We start from the raw sequence: 17,280 nt of genomic DNA, 5'->3' as shown, positions 1-17,280 counted from the left end.
CCAAATAAGCCACTTTATTCCCTGGTTTGCTTCATCTTTATCCGCCAACAGGCGTTACTCCAAAGATGGCCCCAAAAGACGATTCCAAAAAGTTTGACCTCGACACCCTCATGCGGGTGCTCACCCTGGCATTACCGTATAAAAAAGTAACGGCCCTTGCAGTGCTTCTCGCAGTGCTCCTGGCTCCATTGGCCATTGCCCGGCCCCGGCTGATTCAGAAGATGATCGACGACTACGTCTTTGTAGGCGATACCGACGGGCTAACCTTCTGGGCACTGGTTATTGCCGGCCTTCTGATCATCGAGTCGCTCTGCCGCTACGCCTTCATCTACAGCTCTAACTGGCTGGGCCAATCCATCATTCGCGACCTCCGGGTACGTGTCTTCAGCCACATCAACAGCCTTAAATTGTCTTATTTCGATAAGACCCCGATCGGCACGTCCACTACTCGTACCATCAGCGATATCCAGAGCATCAACAGTATTTTCTCCGAAGGCATCATTACTATCCTCGCCGACCTGCTCTCGATTATTGCCGTACTGGCAATTATGATCTCTACCAGCTGGCGACTAACCCTCATCTGCCTCACCACCATGCCTTTCCTAATGCTGGCCAGCTATATATTTAAAGAGGCGGTTAAGAAATCGTACCAGCAAGTCCGGACCCAGATTCAGAAAATGAATGCCTTCTTGCAGGAGCGCATCACCGGTATGCGGATCGTCCAATTCTTCAATGCCGAAAAACAGGAGCGGGAATCTTTTGCCGAAATCAATGGCGGTTTACGCAAGGCCAACATCAATGCCATCCTTTACTACGCCGTATTCTTTCCTACAGTCGACCTCATTGCTGCCGCCTCCCTCGCGCTGATGGTTTGGTGGGGCGCGCAGGATGTGGCTCGTGCAGGAGGTGTCACCCTCGGTGCCCTGGTCGCCTTCCCGATCTACATCAACATGCTTTTTCGCCCGATCCGGGTACTTGCTGATAAATTCAACACCCTGCAGATGGGCCTGGTGGCCGCCGAACGTGTGTTTGGGGTACTGGACCGTACGGACCAGATTGAAAATACCGGCACCGTGGTGCCCGAAAAACTGGAGGGCCACGTCAGTTTCAAAAACGTTTGGTTTGCCTATGTCGGCAACGACTGGATATTGAAAGACCTGAGTTTTGAGCTCAGAAAAGGCGAAACCCTCGCCATTGTGGGCAGTACCGGTTCTGGGAAGACCACAATTACCAACATCATCAACCGCTTCTATGAATACCAGAAGGGGGATATTTATGTCGACGGAACTCCGCTACGTGATTACGAGATGTATGCCCTACGCAGCCGAATGGCGATGGTACTACAGGACGTATTCCTTTTCACTGGCACGGTGCTCGACAACATAAGCCTTCGGGACCCAGATATCACCCGGGAGGAGGTAATTGCCGCTGCTAAAATGATCGGTGCTCACGAGTTCATCGAAAAATTGCCTGGTGGCTACGACTATGACGTGCAGGAACGTGGTGCGACCCTAAGCATGGGCCAGCGTCAGTTGATCTCTTTTGTCCGTGCCCTCGTCTTCGACCCCGACATCCTGATCCTTGACGAGGCCACCTCCAGCGTTGACCCCGAAACGGAAGGTGTGATCCAACACGCCATCGAAAAACTGATGGATGCCCGCACGAGTATTGTCATCGCCCACCGGCTTAGCACCATTCGGAACGCCAATAATATTATGGTGTTGGAAAAAGGAGAGATCAAGGAGATCGGTCCACACGACGAACTCGTTGAGAAAGAGAACGGACGGTACCGGGAGCTGTACGAAATGCAGTTTTTGGAGGCTGCGGAGTAGCTTTAGTCCGGTTCTTCTGCCTTACTACTTAATACCGGGAGCGTTTGTCTAAAATACAGTAGCCCGCTACTTGCGTTACGGGCCACTGGTTAATAGGAAAAGGTGTTTATTTCAAATGGTGGCTTAAATGCCATAACAGGGTCTTAGAAAAAATCGGACTCTTTTTATATTAGCCCATAAATAGAAACACACTAAGAACAACACACTCGTATAAGCGAGGGATTGTCCGAACGTGACCGACTTTTTCTATTTTTTTTAAAAAAACCCAATTCCTTTTCCTCAGCGATTTACTACTCACGCCTGGCCTTGGGGAAGTGCTGCTAAAAAAGCCTACGGTTTTCTTTTATCCTGGATTCCAATTCCAGCCTTTTGGCTTTCGCAACGGGTAGCGCTTTATCGTCTTCCATGACAATGGATCCCCCTCCTGTCCTATCTATGCGTTTGATAAACCGTAAGTTCACCAGGGCCGTATTATGACCGCGAATGAAACTGTAGCCTTTGAGGAGGTTTTCGTAGTATTTGAGGTTCTTGGAAACAATTAGGACATCTCCCGAAACAAAATGGAAGTGAGTATAACTTCCGTCTGCCGTACAGTACATTATGTCCTTGATGTAGACCATTTCGTACCCATTCTGCGTTGCCAGAGCGATCTTGTGTTGACCGCGATTAAAGTTCTGAACGTGCATCATCATTTCCTCCATCGATAAGTGAAGTGATTTTTGTCCAATGCGGCTTACCGCATGGGTTACCGCATTTCTTAGCTTATCAATTTCGATTGGTTTAAGTAAATAATCAACAGCCATGAACTCAAATGCCCTTAAGGCAAAATGATCGTGGGCAGTGACGAAAATGATTTCAAAATCGATGGTATTTAGCCGATTGAGTAAGGTGAAGGCGGTTTCAGCACCCAATTGAATATCAAGAAAAACCAATTCTGGTCGTTTCCCTTTAATCAGGTTTTCGGCCTCCCGAAGATTGGAAGCAACACCGATGATCTCTACTTCGGGGCAAAATTCCTTTAGTAAAATGTTGATGTTTTCTCTACCATTTGCTTCATCATCAACAATGATAGATTTGATACTTTGAGATATCATAGAAGGTTATTTTCAGCACGAAAGGGTAAGTAAATACAAACACTGGTTCCGGTAGCCTCATCGTTTTCATAATGATCCAAGACTTCAATTCTGGCACTATTATACCCCAAACTCCGAAGAAACTCCAGCCTTTCTTCGCTGTTAATAGAGGCTATTGAAAGGTGAATATTTCCTTCTCTTTGAGAAATCTTGTTTGCGGCAACCCGGCCCCGGCCATTATCGCGGACCTCACATTTAAGGCCATCCTCGTAAGGCGTTAGGGAGACAATAAGTTCACCTTGTCGTTCCATCCCGGAAATGCCGTGAATGATCGCGTTTTCAATAATTGGCTGAATCATCATGCTTGGTATTTCACTATTGATGTTCAGCAAACTATCCGCAACTTCAACCTTATAAACAAAGGCTTCGCGAAAGCGCATTTTTTCCAGTTGCAGGTAGGTCTTTATAAGGTCGATTTCTCGATCTAGTTCAATATGTGTTTCGGTAGAAGTCCGGGTAATGATTCGGAGTAGCGCGGCAAATTTCCCCAGGTAATTGTAGGCTTCCATCTTCTCTGACCTCAGCACATAGTTTTGGATGCCCGCCATGGCATTGTAGATGAAGTGTGGTTTCATCTGTGATTGTAGCACTTGTAGCTTAGTTTCTGCAATGACCTTTTTTTGTTCGGCCATTTTAATTCGGTTACGGAAATAAATGAACGCGAAGCTCCCTCCAAGAATACCAAACACTCCAACGCCCCAATACAGGCGATTAAGGTAAGTTCGCTGTCTTTTAACTTCTATCTGTTGAAGACGCTCAATCTCCCGATCTTTTTCGTTGATCGTCTGCTGCGTTTTCAATACCTGCAGCTCCTTCTGCTTTTCGGCTCCAAACTGTTTCTTATCAACTTCGTGAAACTTTTTAAAAGCCTTGAATGCAGCTTTATAGTCCCCTTCCATCTCATAATACTGCGACCAGCTCTTTTCACAAAAAGATTTACCGAAACCGAAATCCAGTTGCTCTGCCTGCACACATCCTTTTTCTAACGAAAAAAGGGCATTCAAGTAATCTTTTTTACCAAAATAAGCTTCGTACAGGTTAAAATTCAGCACACAGGAAGCCATCGATACCCTATCTGCCCTAATGCTTTGCTCCCCCGTAAGCTCGGCAATTGCCTCATCGTATTTCTTAGATGAAATTAGAAAGAAGGTATAGTTGAGTTTCCCTAATGCTTCTACTTCATAAAATTCGTTATCCCGGGCCATCCGCAGTGCTTCTTTCATGATGATCATGGCAGAATCCTGTTTTCCCGATAAGGAATAATAAGCAGACAGCGTTATCCTACCCAGGCAACGTATTCCCGGATCGTCTATTTCTTCACCTATATCTATTGCTCTGAAGAGGTATCCTTTTCCAGTTTCAACATCTTTTGCGTTGAAGTAAATACTGGATAATGCCCCCAGTGCCCACCCCATGGCCATTGAATCTTTCGCCTCCTGGGCAAGACCGAGTGCCTGTTGTTGGTACTCAATGGCAACGGTGTAGTTGCCGATAGCGTAGTTAATTCGACCAATTGCCGCCAGAACTCTTGCGGCAGCAGATAGCTCCCCTGCTGCTTTAAAGTCCCTAAAGACAACTTTGGCGCAATGCAAAAGGGTATCCGAGGAATTGAATGCCGGCTCCCAGACTCCCTTTGCATCAAACCAGACTTCTAACTCTCTTACCGCCGGCCCCGACAGCAACAGTGGTCTGAGTACGCTCAATAAAGAATCAGGATTTTCTAAATCTGCAAGAATCGGATCCTCCAAATCAACAGATCTGCCTTGGTTGACAGAACTGGTAGTAGCCCCAACCTCCATTGCGCTTTTTCCCTCATTCTTGCAACTAGCAAGAAAGATGAAGAGTAGGCAAGACAGGCCAATCCCGATTATTTTGTTGAGGCTTAGTTTCATGTAGGACAGTAGAGACAATGCATAGTTAACGATTCTAAAAGTAATAAGGGTCAAAAAAAACAACCGTTCCCTCATCAAAAACACTCATTTCTATCTAAAATAGTACCTGAGTGAACCCAAAGTACACCTCTATGAATTGGCTATGATACAGGTAAAATACTATCTCCATATTTACATCGCATTATTGTTAAACAACAATACTGTTTTTGAATTCCACTATGAACAGTGTTTAAATATGAGAGACATTTTGACACACTCAGTGGCGATCCTCCTTCGGAAGATCGCCACTGTTTTTTTAGGTATGCAGCAAAAACAGGCTTAATTTAGTTTTCACTAACGCTTCGCCTGGAGCTTTACTTTCAGGAAATCCCGTAGAATAGCTTCCCCTGCTAAGGCCGACTTCTCCGGATGAAATTGGGCCGCAAAGAAATTTTCTTTCCTCAACATTGCCGCATAAGTGATGCCACAATAGGTCGTTGTCGCGATTGTGTGCGGTCCAGGCTCCACGTAATAACTGTGGACATAGTAGCAGAAATCACCGTCTACTTCATTACTTACCCAATCATTATTCTCCAACAGTTTTACGTTGTTCCACCCCATATGAGGTACTTTATCACCATTTGTGGGCCGAAACAGCTTCACTTTTTCAGGAAAGACGCCAATGCAGGGAACGTCTCCTTCTTCACTATGACTACACAGGAGTTGCATGCCTACACAGATTCCAAAGACCGGTTGCTTTAAAGAGCGAATAAGGTCCGCCAAGCCAGTATCATTAAGGTGCTTCATCGTAGAAGCAGCTGCGCCTACACCTGGGAAAATCACTTTGTCCGCTTTCCGGATCACTTCATGATCATCCGTCAATACGTGTTCCACACCGATACGCTCCAGCGCGTAAAGGACAGATCGGATATTGCCGGCATTGTAATTAATGACTGCTACCATAGTAAAGGAAGAAAGGGTTAAAGGGAAGAAAAGGTAAAGAGGAAGAAAGAAGAGCAACCTTTCACCTTTGCCCCTTTCCACCTTAATTAAAGCATGCCCTTCGTACTGGGCAATCTCATGTTGTCCACATCCCGGCGTTTAGCGGCTTTAATCGCCTTTGCCAACGCCTTGAAGGTCGCTTCAATTATGTGGTGTTCATTTTGCCCTGCGGCTTTAATTGCCAGGTTGCATTTAGCGCCGTCGCTGAAGGACTTAAAGAAATGATGAAACATCTCGGTAGGCATATCTCCAATCTTCTCGCGCTTATAGTCGCAGTCCCAGACTAACCACGGGCGACCACCAAAGTCCAGGCGGACATCAACGGTAGCTTCGTCCATCACCAGGTTAAAACCATACCGTTCGATGCCCAACTTATCGCCCAGCGCTTGGCCGAAGGCCTCGCCCAAAGCGATCGCAGTATCCTCAATGGTATGGTGCTCATCGATATGGAGGTCTCCGTCAACCTTCACCCTCAGGTCACAGCCCGAGTGGCGGCCCAACTGATCAAGCATATGATTGAAAAAGCCCAGACCGGTATCCATGTCTGTTTTTCCCGTACCATCAAGGTCGAGCTCAATCCTGATGTTGGTTTCTTTCGTGGCCCGATGGATGTTTGCCGTACGGCTCTCCAGGCGCAGCAGCCGGTAAATGTCTTCCCAGTCGGTAGTACGTAAGGCAATTGTTTCATCCAGACCAGCTAATTGGTCAGCATCCAGCTCCTCTGTACCAAGTTCAGGGTCCGTAGCAATCCATATGCCCTGCGCGCCCATATTCTTAGCCAGTTGGATGTCCGTCAGCCGATCCCCAACCACGTAGCTGTTGGCCAGATCGAAATCTCCCTGCATATAATGCTCGACCAGCTTGGTTCCCGGTTTTCGCGTAGGTTGGTTATCTGCCGCAAAAGTACGGTCAATAACCTGCTCTGAAAAAGTAATCCCCTCTGCTTCCAGTGCTCGCAGCATGGCATTATGGGTCGGCCAGAAATTCTCTTCCGGGTAGCTGTTGGTGCCCAATCCATCCTGATTAGTTACCATCACCAAGGTGTACTCCAGTTCACGGACAATCCGGCCTAACCAGCGAAAAACACCGGGGTAGAAGTTGAGCTTGTCAATGTGATCTACCTGATAATCAGCTGGCTCAAGAATGAGGGTACCGTCACGGTCGAGGAAGAGAACTTTTTTCATACTGTATTGACCGACCTGAGCCGATATGTTTAATGGGGCGAGAACGCAGGATGCAAAGAAAGGAGTTATAAAGAGCAAAGTGACCACTAAGTTCAATGGCTCTACAGCACTTATAGTGTTCGCAACGCTTCTAACAACCGATCATTCTCCTCCTTTAACCCTGCAGTGATGCGCAGGCAATTAGCGGCGTTAGGTTGGTAGCTTTGGTTACGAACAACGATGGCATTGTCCAGCAAGTGCTGGTACACCTTGTCCGAATCCTTAAATCGAATCAGCAGAAAATTAGTAACGGAAGGGAAGATATATTCCACGCAATCAAGCTTAGGCAACTCTCTTTCCAGTCGTTTACGTTCTTCGATCAGGGTACTGACTTTTGCTTTCATCTCCTCCGGTTTGCTGAGTGCTTCCAGTGCAACGCCCGTCGTTAGCACGTTGATGTTGTAGGGCATTTTGATGGTGTTCAGCATCTGGATGATAAAAGGCGAGGCAAAAGCGGCGCCACAGCGGATGCCGGCCATGCCCCAGCCTTTGCTCAGGGTTTGGGTGATGATCAGGTTAGGGAATTCTTCCAGTCGGGGGAGGAAACTCAGCTCTGGGACAAAGTCAATGTAGGCTTCGTCAAGGACCACGATCCCGGGAAAGGTTCTAATCAAATCCTCGAGGACGGCGCTGTCCATGGCGTTACCACTTGGGTTATTGGGGCTGCACAGCCAGAGAATTTTGCTGCGATCATCCCAGCTTGCCTTCAGCTCTTCTACGGGGATGGTAAAATCTGGTGCCAGATTTGTGGCGCGGAACTCGGCGTCGGCAATCCCGGCGGCTACTTTGTACATCCCGAAGGTGGGGGGTAAGGCGTGTACCGCATCTCCGGCGTTGCAGAAGATGCGGGTGATCTGGTCCACCAGTTCATCGGAGCCGTTGCCAAAAACGATCTGGTCGGGGTTAAAATTTTTGAACGCGCCCAATGCCTGGCGCAGTTCTGTGGACAGCGGATCGGGGTAACGGTTGCGGCCAGTTGGCCAGGGACTTTCGTTGGCGTCCAGGAGGACGTCGGCCCTGCCTTTGAACTCCGAGCGGGCACTTGAATAGGCTTTGAGGGTGAGGAGGTTGGGGCGGACCAGGTTTTTTATGTCTTTGTTTGCCATGATGATGTGGGGAGGGGGGGCTCCCCGGACTTCGCTCGACCCTTTGGGTCTCACTGCGTCCGGGGTGACTATGGTTTGATCCCTACGGGATCGGATGTGGTGAAAAAGTAATGTACTAATCGTCACTTTTTCCTTTATCCACCAGCACTTTGGCGAAAAACTCCGAACGGCCCGTAGGTTCGTTTTCTTCTCTGAAGCAAATCATTTTTTTCAAAATTTTTATCCGGCGCGGACGCGGGTGCAAAGATGGTTGTTTAGCGGCAATGGCTTTAGCCGTTTTTGTGTAAATCTGCCAACCGCAACGTCACCGCCCGAGCATGCCCCAATAGTTCCTCTGCTTCAGCCATTATTTCCACCGCCGGGCCAAGTACTTTCAGCCCCTCCGAGGTCAACTCCTGAAAGGTAATTTTTGTAACAAAGCTATCGAGACTTACGCCAGAGTAGTTGCGGGCGTAGCCGTAGGTTGGCAGGGTGTGGTTCGTCCCGGAAGCGTAGTCTCCGACCGACTCCGGCGTGTAGTAGCCCAGGAATACGGAACCTGCGTTTTGGATACCGGCTGCAAAAATGCGCGCATTTTCCATGCTCAGTATCAGGTGTTCGGGGGCGTAGGCATTGATGTAGTCGAGTTGATCCTGGACGTCTGAAAAAACAAGGATCAGGCTATTGGCGATGGAAGCACCCGCCATTTCCCGGCGCGGCAGCTCCGCCAGCTGGCGTTCAACTTCTGCCCGTACTTCCTTTGCCTGCTCTTCCGTATCTATTACGAGAACCACCTGGCTGTCTGCTCCGTGCTCCGCCTGGGCGAGCAGATCTGCGGCTATCCAGGCAGCCTTTGCACCTGCGTCTGCGCCCACCAAAACTTCCGAAGGCCCTGCTGGCATGTCGATCGCCAACCCATCCAGCTGCGCCAGCTGCTTAGCTACGGTCACGTAGGCATTCCCCGGGCCAAATAGCTTGTATACCGCCGGCACACTCTCCGTACCATAAGCCATGGCCGCGATGGCCTGGGCGCCACCCAGCCGAAAGATCTTCGTCACGCCGCACAAAGCCGCCGCGTAAAGTACCGCCGGGTGAATCTCCCCCATCTTCCGGTTCGGCGGAGAACAAAGCACGACCTCCTTACACCCCGCTATTCTGGCCGGTACCGCCAGCATCAATACCGTGCTGAACAGCGGTGCCGTGCCGCCGGGAATGTACAGGCCTACCTTATCGATGCCCCGTGTTTCCCGCCAGCAAGAAACGCCGGGCATGGTCTCAATCTCCGTCACCTTCGTTTGTTGCGAAAGGTGAAAGGTCTCAATGTTTCGCTTTGCCAGCTGGATGGCCGTGCAAAGTTCCGGTGTTAACTTGTCTTTGGCCGCTGCAATTGTTGCTGCGTCTACGGCCAGTTCGGCCAATTCCACTTTATCAAACCGGGCGGTGAAATCCCGCAGGGCGGCATCTCCACCGGTTTTTACCGCCTGCATGATCTCGGCTACGGGGCCACGAAGGCTGCTGAGGTCTTTGGCGGGGCGCTGGAGGAGGGCGGGCCAGTCGGAACGGAGTGGGTTGTTGTAGATTTTCATGTTTACTTTGTTCCGCAGCATGGCTGCTGCAAGTGAAATAAAACGGCATGAATGCCGTGGAACAATTAAAGAATCATCTTGTCAATTGGTACGATCAGAATGCCTTCGGCGCCTTTCGTCCGCAGCTCATCGATGATCTCCCAGAAGCGTCCTTCTTCGATCACGGTATGTACGCTGCTCCAGCCTTTTTCTGCCAGCGGTAGTACGGTGGGGGAGCGCATCCCGGGAAGCAGGGCTGCAACGTCGTCAACTTTGTCCGTCGGCACGTTCATCAGCAAATACTTCTTATTTCGGGCGGCCAATACTGATTTTATCCTGAACAACAACCGGTCCAGCGTCTCCCGCCGCTCGGCGTCAATCATCGGACTGGCGGCAATCACTGCCTCGGACTTCAGGACAACGTCCTGCTCCTCCAATCCATTTTTAAAGAGGGTAGAGCCGGTAGATACCAAATCGCAAATGGCATCCGCCAGGCCAATGTTCGGGGCGATCTCTACAGAACCGGAGATCTCGTGAATGTCTGCCTTAATGTTATTGCGATCAAGAAAAAGCTGCAGACTTACGGGGTAGCTGGTCGCAATACGCTTGCCGTTCAGATCTGCCGGCCCTCCGTAAGTCATCTCCTTTGGCGTTGCCAAAGAAAGGCGACACTTGCTGAAGCCCAACTTCTGGACTATTTCCACCTCCTTCTTCTTTTCGATGATGGTATTTTCTCCAATGATACCAATATCTGCAACGCCATCCTGAATGTATTGCGGGATGTCGCTGTTACGAAGATAGAGCACTTCAATCGGGAAGTTTCTTGCCGCAGCCTTCAACTGGTCACGCCCATTATCAATTTTAATGCCGCATTCTTTCAACAGCTGGATAGATTCGTCCAACAAGCGGCCCTTTTTTTGAACGGCAATGCGGAGAGGTTTTACGGTAGACATGTTTACGTTAAGTTATTGGGGTAAAATAAAAAAGGCCCGTTGGCGCTATGCCGACGGACCTTTAAGAGATAATTCTTGGTGAATGTTCACTTCCATTCACGCATTTACCGCTCGCCGGCGTGGCAAGAGAAAATTGCGTGATGATGATGGAGGTTGAACATGTATACTTAAGTCTAAAATGCAAGAACGGAAACTGGCTGGGCCAGTTTCCGTTCTTTACTTGGGTGGTGTAGGGCGGAATCGAACCGCCGACACATGGATTTTCAGTCCATTGCTCTACCAACTGAGCTACTGCACCAAGTTAATTTATTCAAATATTTTTTGCCGCCTTTAGATTCGTGAATGATAGCGACAAACTCTCCTTTTGGTCGACTTTACCGCTATCATTCACGAATCGCGGCAAAAAATATTTGAATGTGCTCTTTACAAATAACCGAACCGTGAATTGCGATCATGTACCACAGGCATTCCTGCTAGAGCGACGCAAAGTTACGTTCATCAGACTGACTTAGGCAAGCTATCAGCGTTTTATTTTACGTGCCGGTATTGTTCTAATACCTGAAACCGGGGATAAGTTCCGGGGAATGATAACTTTATGGCCGCTAACGCTGCTGTTTGGTTTTTAGATAAAATTTGCCGTGATGGCACGTATTTTTCGACAGAATGCGTTTTCTGTGTATCTCGGTTGCCTTTTCAACCTACTCATCGGCTTTTTTTCACTACCTCCCCATATGGATCCCGTTCGTGCTATTACTATTTCCGGGCTTTGTCTTGCTGCTCTTGGCAGCATCCTGCGGTACACCACCAGAAGCGGTCAGTATGATTGGATGATCCTGCTGCCGGTCATCATGATCGGAGGAGCTCTGGCACTGGCTCCGCAGCTACGTTGGTGGTATTGGAAAAAACATGCCCCAGACCTGCCCATTGAGCTAGCCCCGCTACTGGAGCGTTTTGACTTGTACCGGCGACTGGGCCTTGAAGATAAACGAGAGTTTCGCCGACGCACTTTTTTACTACAGGAACGCTTTCATTTTCACGGGCAGGCCATTGAGGAGATTCCGCCCGATATAATCACTATGGTTGCAGCATCCGCGACAACCGTAGGCTTTCATCGCGAGGATTTTTTGCTGGGAGACTATGAAACGGTTGTTTTTTACCGGCACTATTTCCCCACACCAAAGCACGAAGTACTTCACTGTAGTGAACTTCACCCCGAAGACGGTGCCATCATCTGGACCCTCAATGTTTTTCTCCGTTCCTGCATCGAGCCAAAAAAGTACCTGCACCTTGGCCTATACGAGTATGGTCGGGCGATGCTCAGCCTGGAGCCTGAGTTGAAGGAAAAATTTGATGCCCTGGCACTTGATTACCCCGGCGTAACAAAATTGTCAGGCTTTTCGGAAGACATCCTCAAGAAATATATTGGTCTACCAGAACTGGACCTTTCGGCCATCACCCTGGTCTTTTTCTTTACCCATCGGGTAGAGATGGAAAAGCTGCGGCCGGAGCTGGCTGTGGAAATTTCTGGTTTACTGGAGAAGTGAATTAGAGAATGGGGGATTGAGAGAATGGGGGGAATACTACTCGCTTACGCTCGCAGGGTACTCCAACATTCATTACGAGCGTAAGCGAGCACGTAACCGCGGCAGCTATTCTTCCATTCTCTAACTCTCGCATTCTCTTGGGCGCGGCCGCAGGTGCAAAGAAAGGTAACCTCACCTGCCTACAAATTCTCGTAGCACCACCCAAGTGTTTTCTCCATCTCATCGTAATATCCCCGGTTGCTGCCAACAAAATTATTATGCATAAAGCTGAAGGCCAGCCATTTTCCCCGTTTTGTTTGCAGCAGGCCGCTAAGGCAAACCACGCCACTAAGGGAGCCTGTTTTGGCCCATACGTATGGTTTTCCCTTGTTATTGAAACGTTTTTCCAGCGTTCCGGAAACACCTCCCTGGGGCAGTAAGCTCAAAAACCTATCGCGGCCGACCTCTCGATCCAGCCCCATCACAACCCGCGCAAGGTTGCGGGGCGTCATCAGGTTATAACGGCTGAGGCCACTTCCGTCAACCCAACGAATATCTTCCACACCAATGGTTGGCAGCAGCGTGTCTTTGGCATAATCGATTACAGAGGTGATCCCTGGGCGACCGTACCGACGCGCCGAAGCTTGTACGAGTAGTTGTTCTGCGATGAAGTTATCACTATTAAGCAGCAGTTTCCTGAACACCGTATCGGGTAGGGAAACGTCCAGGCTGTTGAAGGTACCGGAAACAGGGTAGGGGGCTTGGCCGTACGAAATACGCTGTTGCGGAAAAGTGGCCGCCAGTTCGTTGGAAATCAGCTGGTCAGAAAGGTGGAGGGGGCGTTCGACAGGAAAGTCGCTCGCTTCCATAAAAATTGGATTGACGGTAAAGTCATTACCAAATTCAGAGCGACGAATTCTTTCGTCCTGGTGATCCACCTGACGGATGGCCCCGGCGATGGAAATGGGCGCGCCCATCAATATTTGCCGGCCTTCGGCATCTACCGGGGAGAGGTCAAGAAATAACCTGTTTCCGTAAACGGGCATAACGGATCGCTCATAGACGTAGCCATCATTGTAATCGTCCCAGCTCCAACCGGCGCCATACCTGGGTATATCTTGCCCCTCACCAGCCGGAAAATGTAAGACTACCGGCTTTGTTTGATTAGCGAACCATGGGCCAGCTTCATCAAAGGAAGCAAAAGAAGGGTGCATGAGTAAGGGATAGCCAGTACCCCATACTTCAAAGTGATCGTTATACTCCTGGTAGAATAATGCCGGTGTCCGGTGCCCCAGTATTTTGTTGGCCAGATAAAAGGTAAGCAGCTTGACGTTACTGGCCGGGACGAAGTGCCGATCGGCATTGTGCCCATAGAGGGAGGTTTGGAAATCTAGGTCATAAAGTACAAAGCCGGTATGCCCCTGAGCAAAGACTTCACTGTACTCCACCAGTTCCTGTAGCTCGCGGGTATCCCGGCCGCTAAGTTCCTGCTGTGCCTGCACCTGCGTCCCCGCCCAGAAAAGCAGGAAAAAAGACGCGGCTAATTGAAGTAAATTTTTAAATCGTTTGGTTGAAAACATCGGTAGTGGGAAAGTAAAAAGTGAAGCAAGACCAGCCAAGACCGGCCCAAAAATTTAGTGTTATTCACTTCAAGTGCTGCTACTCAGTAGCCCATAATAAAGGAGCCGGAGACTAAGCCCCGGCCCATAAATCATAATCCCAAAAACTAAAAATATGCGTGCCGCAAATTGGGCACAGTGTCTTAATTTGGTCCAAATGTAAAAACTTTCACACGTTAGCCGGCCTCCGGGAGCGATTTTTCTGATGTAGGTACCCTAAAAAAAATCAAGCATCCTCCTTTTCGCTCCTGATTAAGAGCTGAAAACCGTTGCCATGAATATTGACAATTTCAATGTTTTCGTCGGGCTTAAGGTACTTCCTCAGCTTCGTTACGAAGACGTCCATCGAGCGGGCGGTGAAGTAATTGTCTTCGCCCCAAATCTTGGTCAACGCTTCATTTCGGCTAAGGATGTCATTTTTATTGATGGCAAACAAGCGAAGTAGTTGCGCTTCCTTCGGACTGAGCTTATCCTTACTTTTTTCGCCACCGTTATCGGTGTGGGTTAAAATACGTAAGGGAAAATTGAAATGGAACTGCCCAAATTCAAATTCGGTCTGTTCTTCTTTGGGGTCTGCCGGAGCCTGGCTGCGCCGGAGAATCACGTTCATACGTGCGAGCAGTTCTTCGCTGTTGAAAGGTTTAGTGATGTAGTCATCGGCTCCGATCTCAAATCCGTTGAGGATATCTTCTTTCATTGCCTTGGCCGTCAGGAAAATGATCGGTGTGTCCTTGTCGCTCTCACGTACTTTTTTGGCAAGTTCGAAGCCGCTTAAGCGTGGCATCATCACGTCAAAAATACAGACATCCCATTTACTTTGGCGGTAGGCTTCGAATCCGGCAAGGCCGTCGGTTGCCAGGGTTACGTCGTAGTCGTGTACTTCGAGAAAGGAGCGGAGAACGTCGCCGAAATTGCGATCATCCTCAACCAGTAAAATCTTGGGGGCAATTGCCAGGGTAGCGTCACTCATGATAAAGGTCGATTTTTAGTTATGGGGTTATTTTGTTCCTTGGCGGTAAGGAAAAGTCACGATGAAGCTACTTCCTTTACCTAATTCACTTTTTACATTAATGGTTCCGTTGTGTACCTCCGTGATGGTTTTTACGTAGGAAAGGCCGAGGCCAAATCCTTTCACGTCGTGCCGATCACCGGTATGCACACGATAGAAACGATCAAAAATGTTTTTTCGCGCCTCACGACTCATTCCGAGACCATGATCCTTAACAGTAACCTCTACACCCTTCGATACATTGCGCGTAGACACCAGGATTTTTGGTGCATCCGGCGAATATTTATTGGCATTGTCCAATAAATTATTGATCAGGCTCGAGATGTGGGTCATGTCACCCTCCACAATTGCGGGCTCTGCCTGGAGGTCTGTCTCTATTGTTCCGTCCCTGGGTTCCACTTGCAACGAGATGTAAACGGCGGCATCAGTAATCACATCATTGAGATCAACAGGACTTAGGTTAAGGTTAAGTTTAGATTTATCGAGCTTGGCCATTTGCAGCACCTTCTCGACCTGATCGTTCATCCTTTTATTTTCCTGTTTAATGATGCTCGCAAACCGTTTTACTTTTTCCGGATCGCCGGAAACCCGTGGGCTCACAATACTGTCCGTGGCTAAAGAAATGGTCGCAATGGGCGTTTTGAACTCATGTGTCATATTGTTGATAAAGTCCGTTTTCATCTCTGAAAGCTTCTTCTGAAACAGAATGACGTAGATCGTGTAGATGAAACACCCCAGTATGATGCTAACGAAGAGTAGACTAGCTCCCAGGTTGTACCAAATGGAGTTAAAAATTACTTCCTCTTTTCGTGGGCTGTAAGCAATGAGATACCCTCTTACTTCAGCATCATCGTCAAAAAGGGACACCCGGTAAACGCTGCGCATCAAATCGGTATGCCGACTGGTATCCGTGCCGATTTCGGAAAGCCGACGCCCGTTTCTAATGATGAACTCTTTGCGCCGATTATCAAAAACGCCGTACTCCAGCTTTTCATCAAGATTAGCGTTGGCAAATTCTGTTTTCAGCTTTTTATCGAGCAAGTCACGGTCGATCCGGTCGATCAAGTCGTAATTGGCATACTGCGCCAGTGCCTCCAGGCGTGGCGCAACGCTGCTGCGGCCAAGCAACCCGCCGGGTCCACCCGCCAAGCCGGTATTGAGGCCGCGACGAAGATCCTTAAAACCCGAATTCACCTGAGCATCGATCAACGCAGCTTCCTTTTCATACTGTTCTTCGGAAGCTGCTTTAAGGGCATCTTGTACAGCTTCATCATACCGCTGTTCGTTGACCTTCATGGCCGTTTGTATCATGTCCAGCTGCAACAGTAAGACGCCGCCAATGGCCGTGATGATCAATCCTATGATCAGGTAGATAGTTTTCTTACTCATGAATATTGAGGTCAGCGTGCCAGTGATAGTTGTCAATTGGTTTACGGCACTGAGCGCTTGTAAAAGCTTGTGTAAAGACAAAGTACGTTGTCGATCAAGAAAAATTACATTTCCTTACTCGTTTTTAAGGGTTCATTAAACAATAACTTTCCTGGTTGAGAATGAGTGATTGTGGTGCTGAGCGAGTCGAATGAGCGAAAGCATAGCCTTAGCTATGGTTTTGACCGCACGGTGAAGCCCAGTGTAGCAAGCGCCATTCGCAAACCGGAAAGTTATTGTTTAATGAACCCTGTTAGGTATCCTAACGGTATTCGTACCTTGCTGTCATGGAATCCGTCACGATTCAGACTACCCAAAACGTCAGCATTGATTACCCGCTGGCCAGCGCTGGCTCAAGAGTTGGTAGCTTCTTTATTGATGCCACCATTTATCTGATCGCCTACGGCATCCTGACGGTATTACTTTCCAGCCTCATTAATAGTTTTGATGCTTTGGCCATCATTGGTCTTTTTATCACCTTTCTATTCCTCGCTTATTATTTTTTTCTGGAAATGTTCAGCCGTGGACAAACCTTGGGCAAGCGCATCATTGGTCTGCGGGTGATCCGGCTCGACGGCCGGGACCCCACCCCCGCAGATTTTCTGACCCGCGCCATCTTCCTGCTTCCTGACGTTATTTTTTCTTTGGGCATCCCCGCCGTCCTTCTCATCGCCAGCGGCCGGTATAATCAGCGACTCGGAGACATTGTGGCCGGTACCGTAGTCATTCAAACCTCCATCGCCACCACCTTCACCCTCGAAGAAATCATGGCCATCACCAACCGGGAAGATTATGATCCGGAATTTCCCGGGGTACAACGCTTCACCAACAACGACATGATGATCGTGAAGCGTGCACTGCAGCGCATGCGCCGCTACGGTAATACCGCCCACCGGCAGGCAGTCCGCCAGCTGGCCGTTAAAATTGCAGATCAATTGGAATTAGATAAAAAAGAAGTCAAGTATACCCCGGAGAAGTTCCTGGAGGTGGTATTGATGGACTTTATTGTACTGACGCGGTAAAAGAGAAAAAGAGAA

At 48.8% G+C, this 17,280-nt stretch carries 13 protein-coding genes and 1 tRNA gene; 3 read left to right on the top strand and 11 right to left on the bottom strand.

Features of this window, described 5'->3' with window-relative positions; genetic code table 11:
• Positions 1 to 65: 65 nt before the first annotated feature.
• Positions 66 to 1,832, top strand: coding sequence for an ABC transporter ATP-binding protein (locus B036_RS0125975; RefSeq protein WP_020571653.1), 1,767 nt, complete (start codon positions 66 to 68; stop codon positions 1,830 to 1,832).
• 320 nt (positions 1,833 to 2,152) lie between these two features.
• Here B036_RS0125975 and B036_RS0125970 read toward each other — a convergent pair whose 3' ends face one another.
• The 8 genes from B036_RS0125970 to B036_RS0125925 form a co-directional block, all read right to left on the bottom strand.
• Positions 2,153 to 2,926 (bottom strand): LytR/AlgR family response regulator transcription factor, encoded by a 774-nt coding sequence (locus B036_RS0125970; protein ID WP_020571652.1) that lies wholly within the window; start codon positions 2,924 to 2,926, stop codon positions 2,153 to 2,155.
• Positions 2,923 to 4,857: a tetratricopeptide repeat-containing sensor histidine kinase gene (locus B036_RS0125965; protein WP_020571651.1), complete on the bottom strand. Its 1,935-nt coding sequence runs from the start codon at positions 4,855 to 4,857 to the stop codon at positions 2,923 to 2,925. The genes B036_RS0125970 and B036_RS0125965 overlap by 4 nt, the downstream gene beginning before the upstream one ends.
• A 333-nt stretch (positions 4,858 to 5,190) precedes the next feature.
• Positions 5,191 to 5,799 (bottom strand): imidazole glycerol phosphate synthase subunit HisH, encoded by a 609-nt coding sequence (gene hisH, locus B036_RS0125955; protein ID WP_020571649.1) that lies wholly within the window; start codon positions 5,797 to 5,799, stop codon positions 5,191 to 5,193.
• Positions 5,800 to 5,885: 86 nt separating this feature from the next.
• Complete coding sequence (gene hisB / locus B036_RS0125950) at positions 5,886 to 7,022, bottom strand: bifunctional histidinol-phosphatase/imidazoleglycerol-phosphate dehydratase HisB (protein ID WP_020571648.1); 1,137 nt, start codon at positions 7,020 to 7,022, stop codon at positions 5,886 to 5,888.
• Between the two features lie 110 nt (positions 7,023 to 7,132).
• On the bottom strand, positions 7,133 to 8,167 hold the full coding sequence (gene hisC / locus B036_RS0125945; RefSeq protein WP_020571647.1) for a histidinol-phosphate transaminase: 1,035 nt from the start codon (positions 8,165 to 8,167) through the stop codon (positions 7,133 to 7,135).
• A 269-nt stretch (positions 8,168 to 8,436) separates the two neighbouring features.
• Positions 8,437 to 9,732, bottom strand: a complete 1,296-nt coding sequence (hisD, locus tag B036_RS0125935) for a histidinol dehydrogenase (RefSeq protein ID WP_026232360.1) — start codon at positions 9,730 to 9,732, stop codon at positions 8,437 to 8,439.
• 65 nt (positions 9,733 to 9,797) lie between these two features.
• Positions 9,798 to 10,664, bottom strand: coding sequence for an ATP phosphoribosyltransferase (gene hisG, locus B036_RS0125930; protein ID WP_020571644.1), 867 nt, complete (start codon positions 10,662 to 10,664; stop codon positions 9,798 to 9,800).
• Between the two features lie 225 nt (positions 10,665 to 10,889).
• Positions 10,890 to 10,962 (bottom strand) — tRNA-Phe (locus tag B036_RS0125925).
• Positions 10,963 to 11,305: 343 nt separating this feature from the next.
• On the opposite strand from B036_RS0125925, the gene B036_RS0125920 reads away from it, so the two are divergent.
• Positions 11,306 to 12,208 carry a M90 metallopeptidase family protein gene (locus B036_RS0125920; protein ID WP_044103865.1) on the top strand — a complete coding sequence of 301 codons (903 nt, stop codon included), beginning with the start codon at positions 11,306 to 11,308 and terminating at the stop codon, positions 12,206 to 12,208.
• A gap of 179 nt (positions 12,209 to 12,387) precedes the next feature.
• On the opposite strand, the gene B036_RS0125915 is transcribed toward B036_RS0125920, so the two are convergent.
• From B036_RS0125915 to B036_RS31180, 3 genes are all read right to left on the bottom strand, one after another.
• Positions 12,388 to 13,767, bottom strand: a complete 1,380-nt coding sequence (locus B036_RS0125915; protein WP_020571642.1) for a D-alanyl-D-alanine carboxypeptidase — start codon at positions 13,765 to 13,767, stop codon at positions 12,388 to 12,390.
• Between the two features lie 265 nt (positions 13,768 to 14,032).
• Positions 14,033 to 14,776 (bottom strand): response regulator transcription factor, encoded by a 744-nt coding sequence (locus B036_RS0125910; protein WP_020571641.1) that lies wholly within the window; start codon positions 14,774 to 14,776, stop codon positions 14,033 to 14,035.
• A gap of 27 nt (positions 14,777 to 14,803) precedes the next feature.
• On the bottom strand, positions 14,804 to 16,204 hold the full coding sequence (locus tag B036_RS31180; RefSeq protein ID WP_020571640.1) for a sensor histidine kinase: 1,401 nt from the start codon (positions 16,202 to 16,204) through the stop codon (positions 14,804 to 14,806).
• Positions 16,205 to 16,530: 326 nt separating this feature from the next.
• Here B036_RS31180 and B036_RS0125900 point away from each other — a divergent pair, with 326 nt between their 5' ends.
• Positions 16,531 to 17,265, top strand: coding sequence for an RDD family protein (locus tag B036_RS0125900; protein ID WP_020571639.1), 735 nt, complete (start codon positions 16,531 to 16,533; stop codon positions 17,263 to 17,265).
• Positions 17,266 to 17,280 lie beyond the last annotated feature (15 nt).

Origin of the sequence: Neolewinella persica DSM 23188 (assembly GCF_000373105.1) — a bacterium.
Classification (GTDB): domain Bacteria; phylum Bacteroidota; class Bacteroidia; order Chitinophagales; family Saprospiraceae; genus Neolewinella; species Neolewinella persica.
Note: the sequence above shows the minus strand (reverse complement) of the source record. Positions and strands in the feature narration are given on the sequence as shown.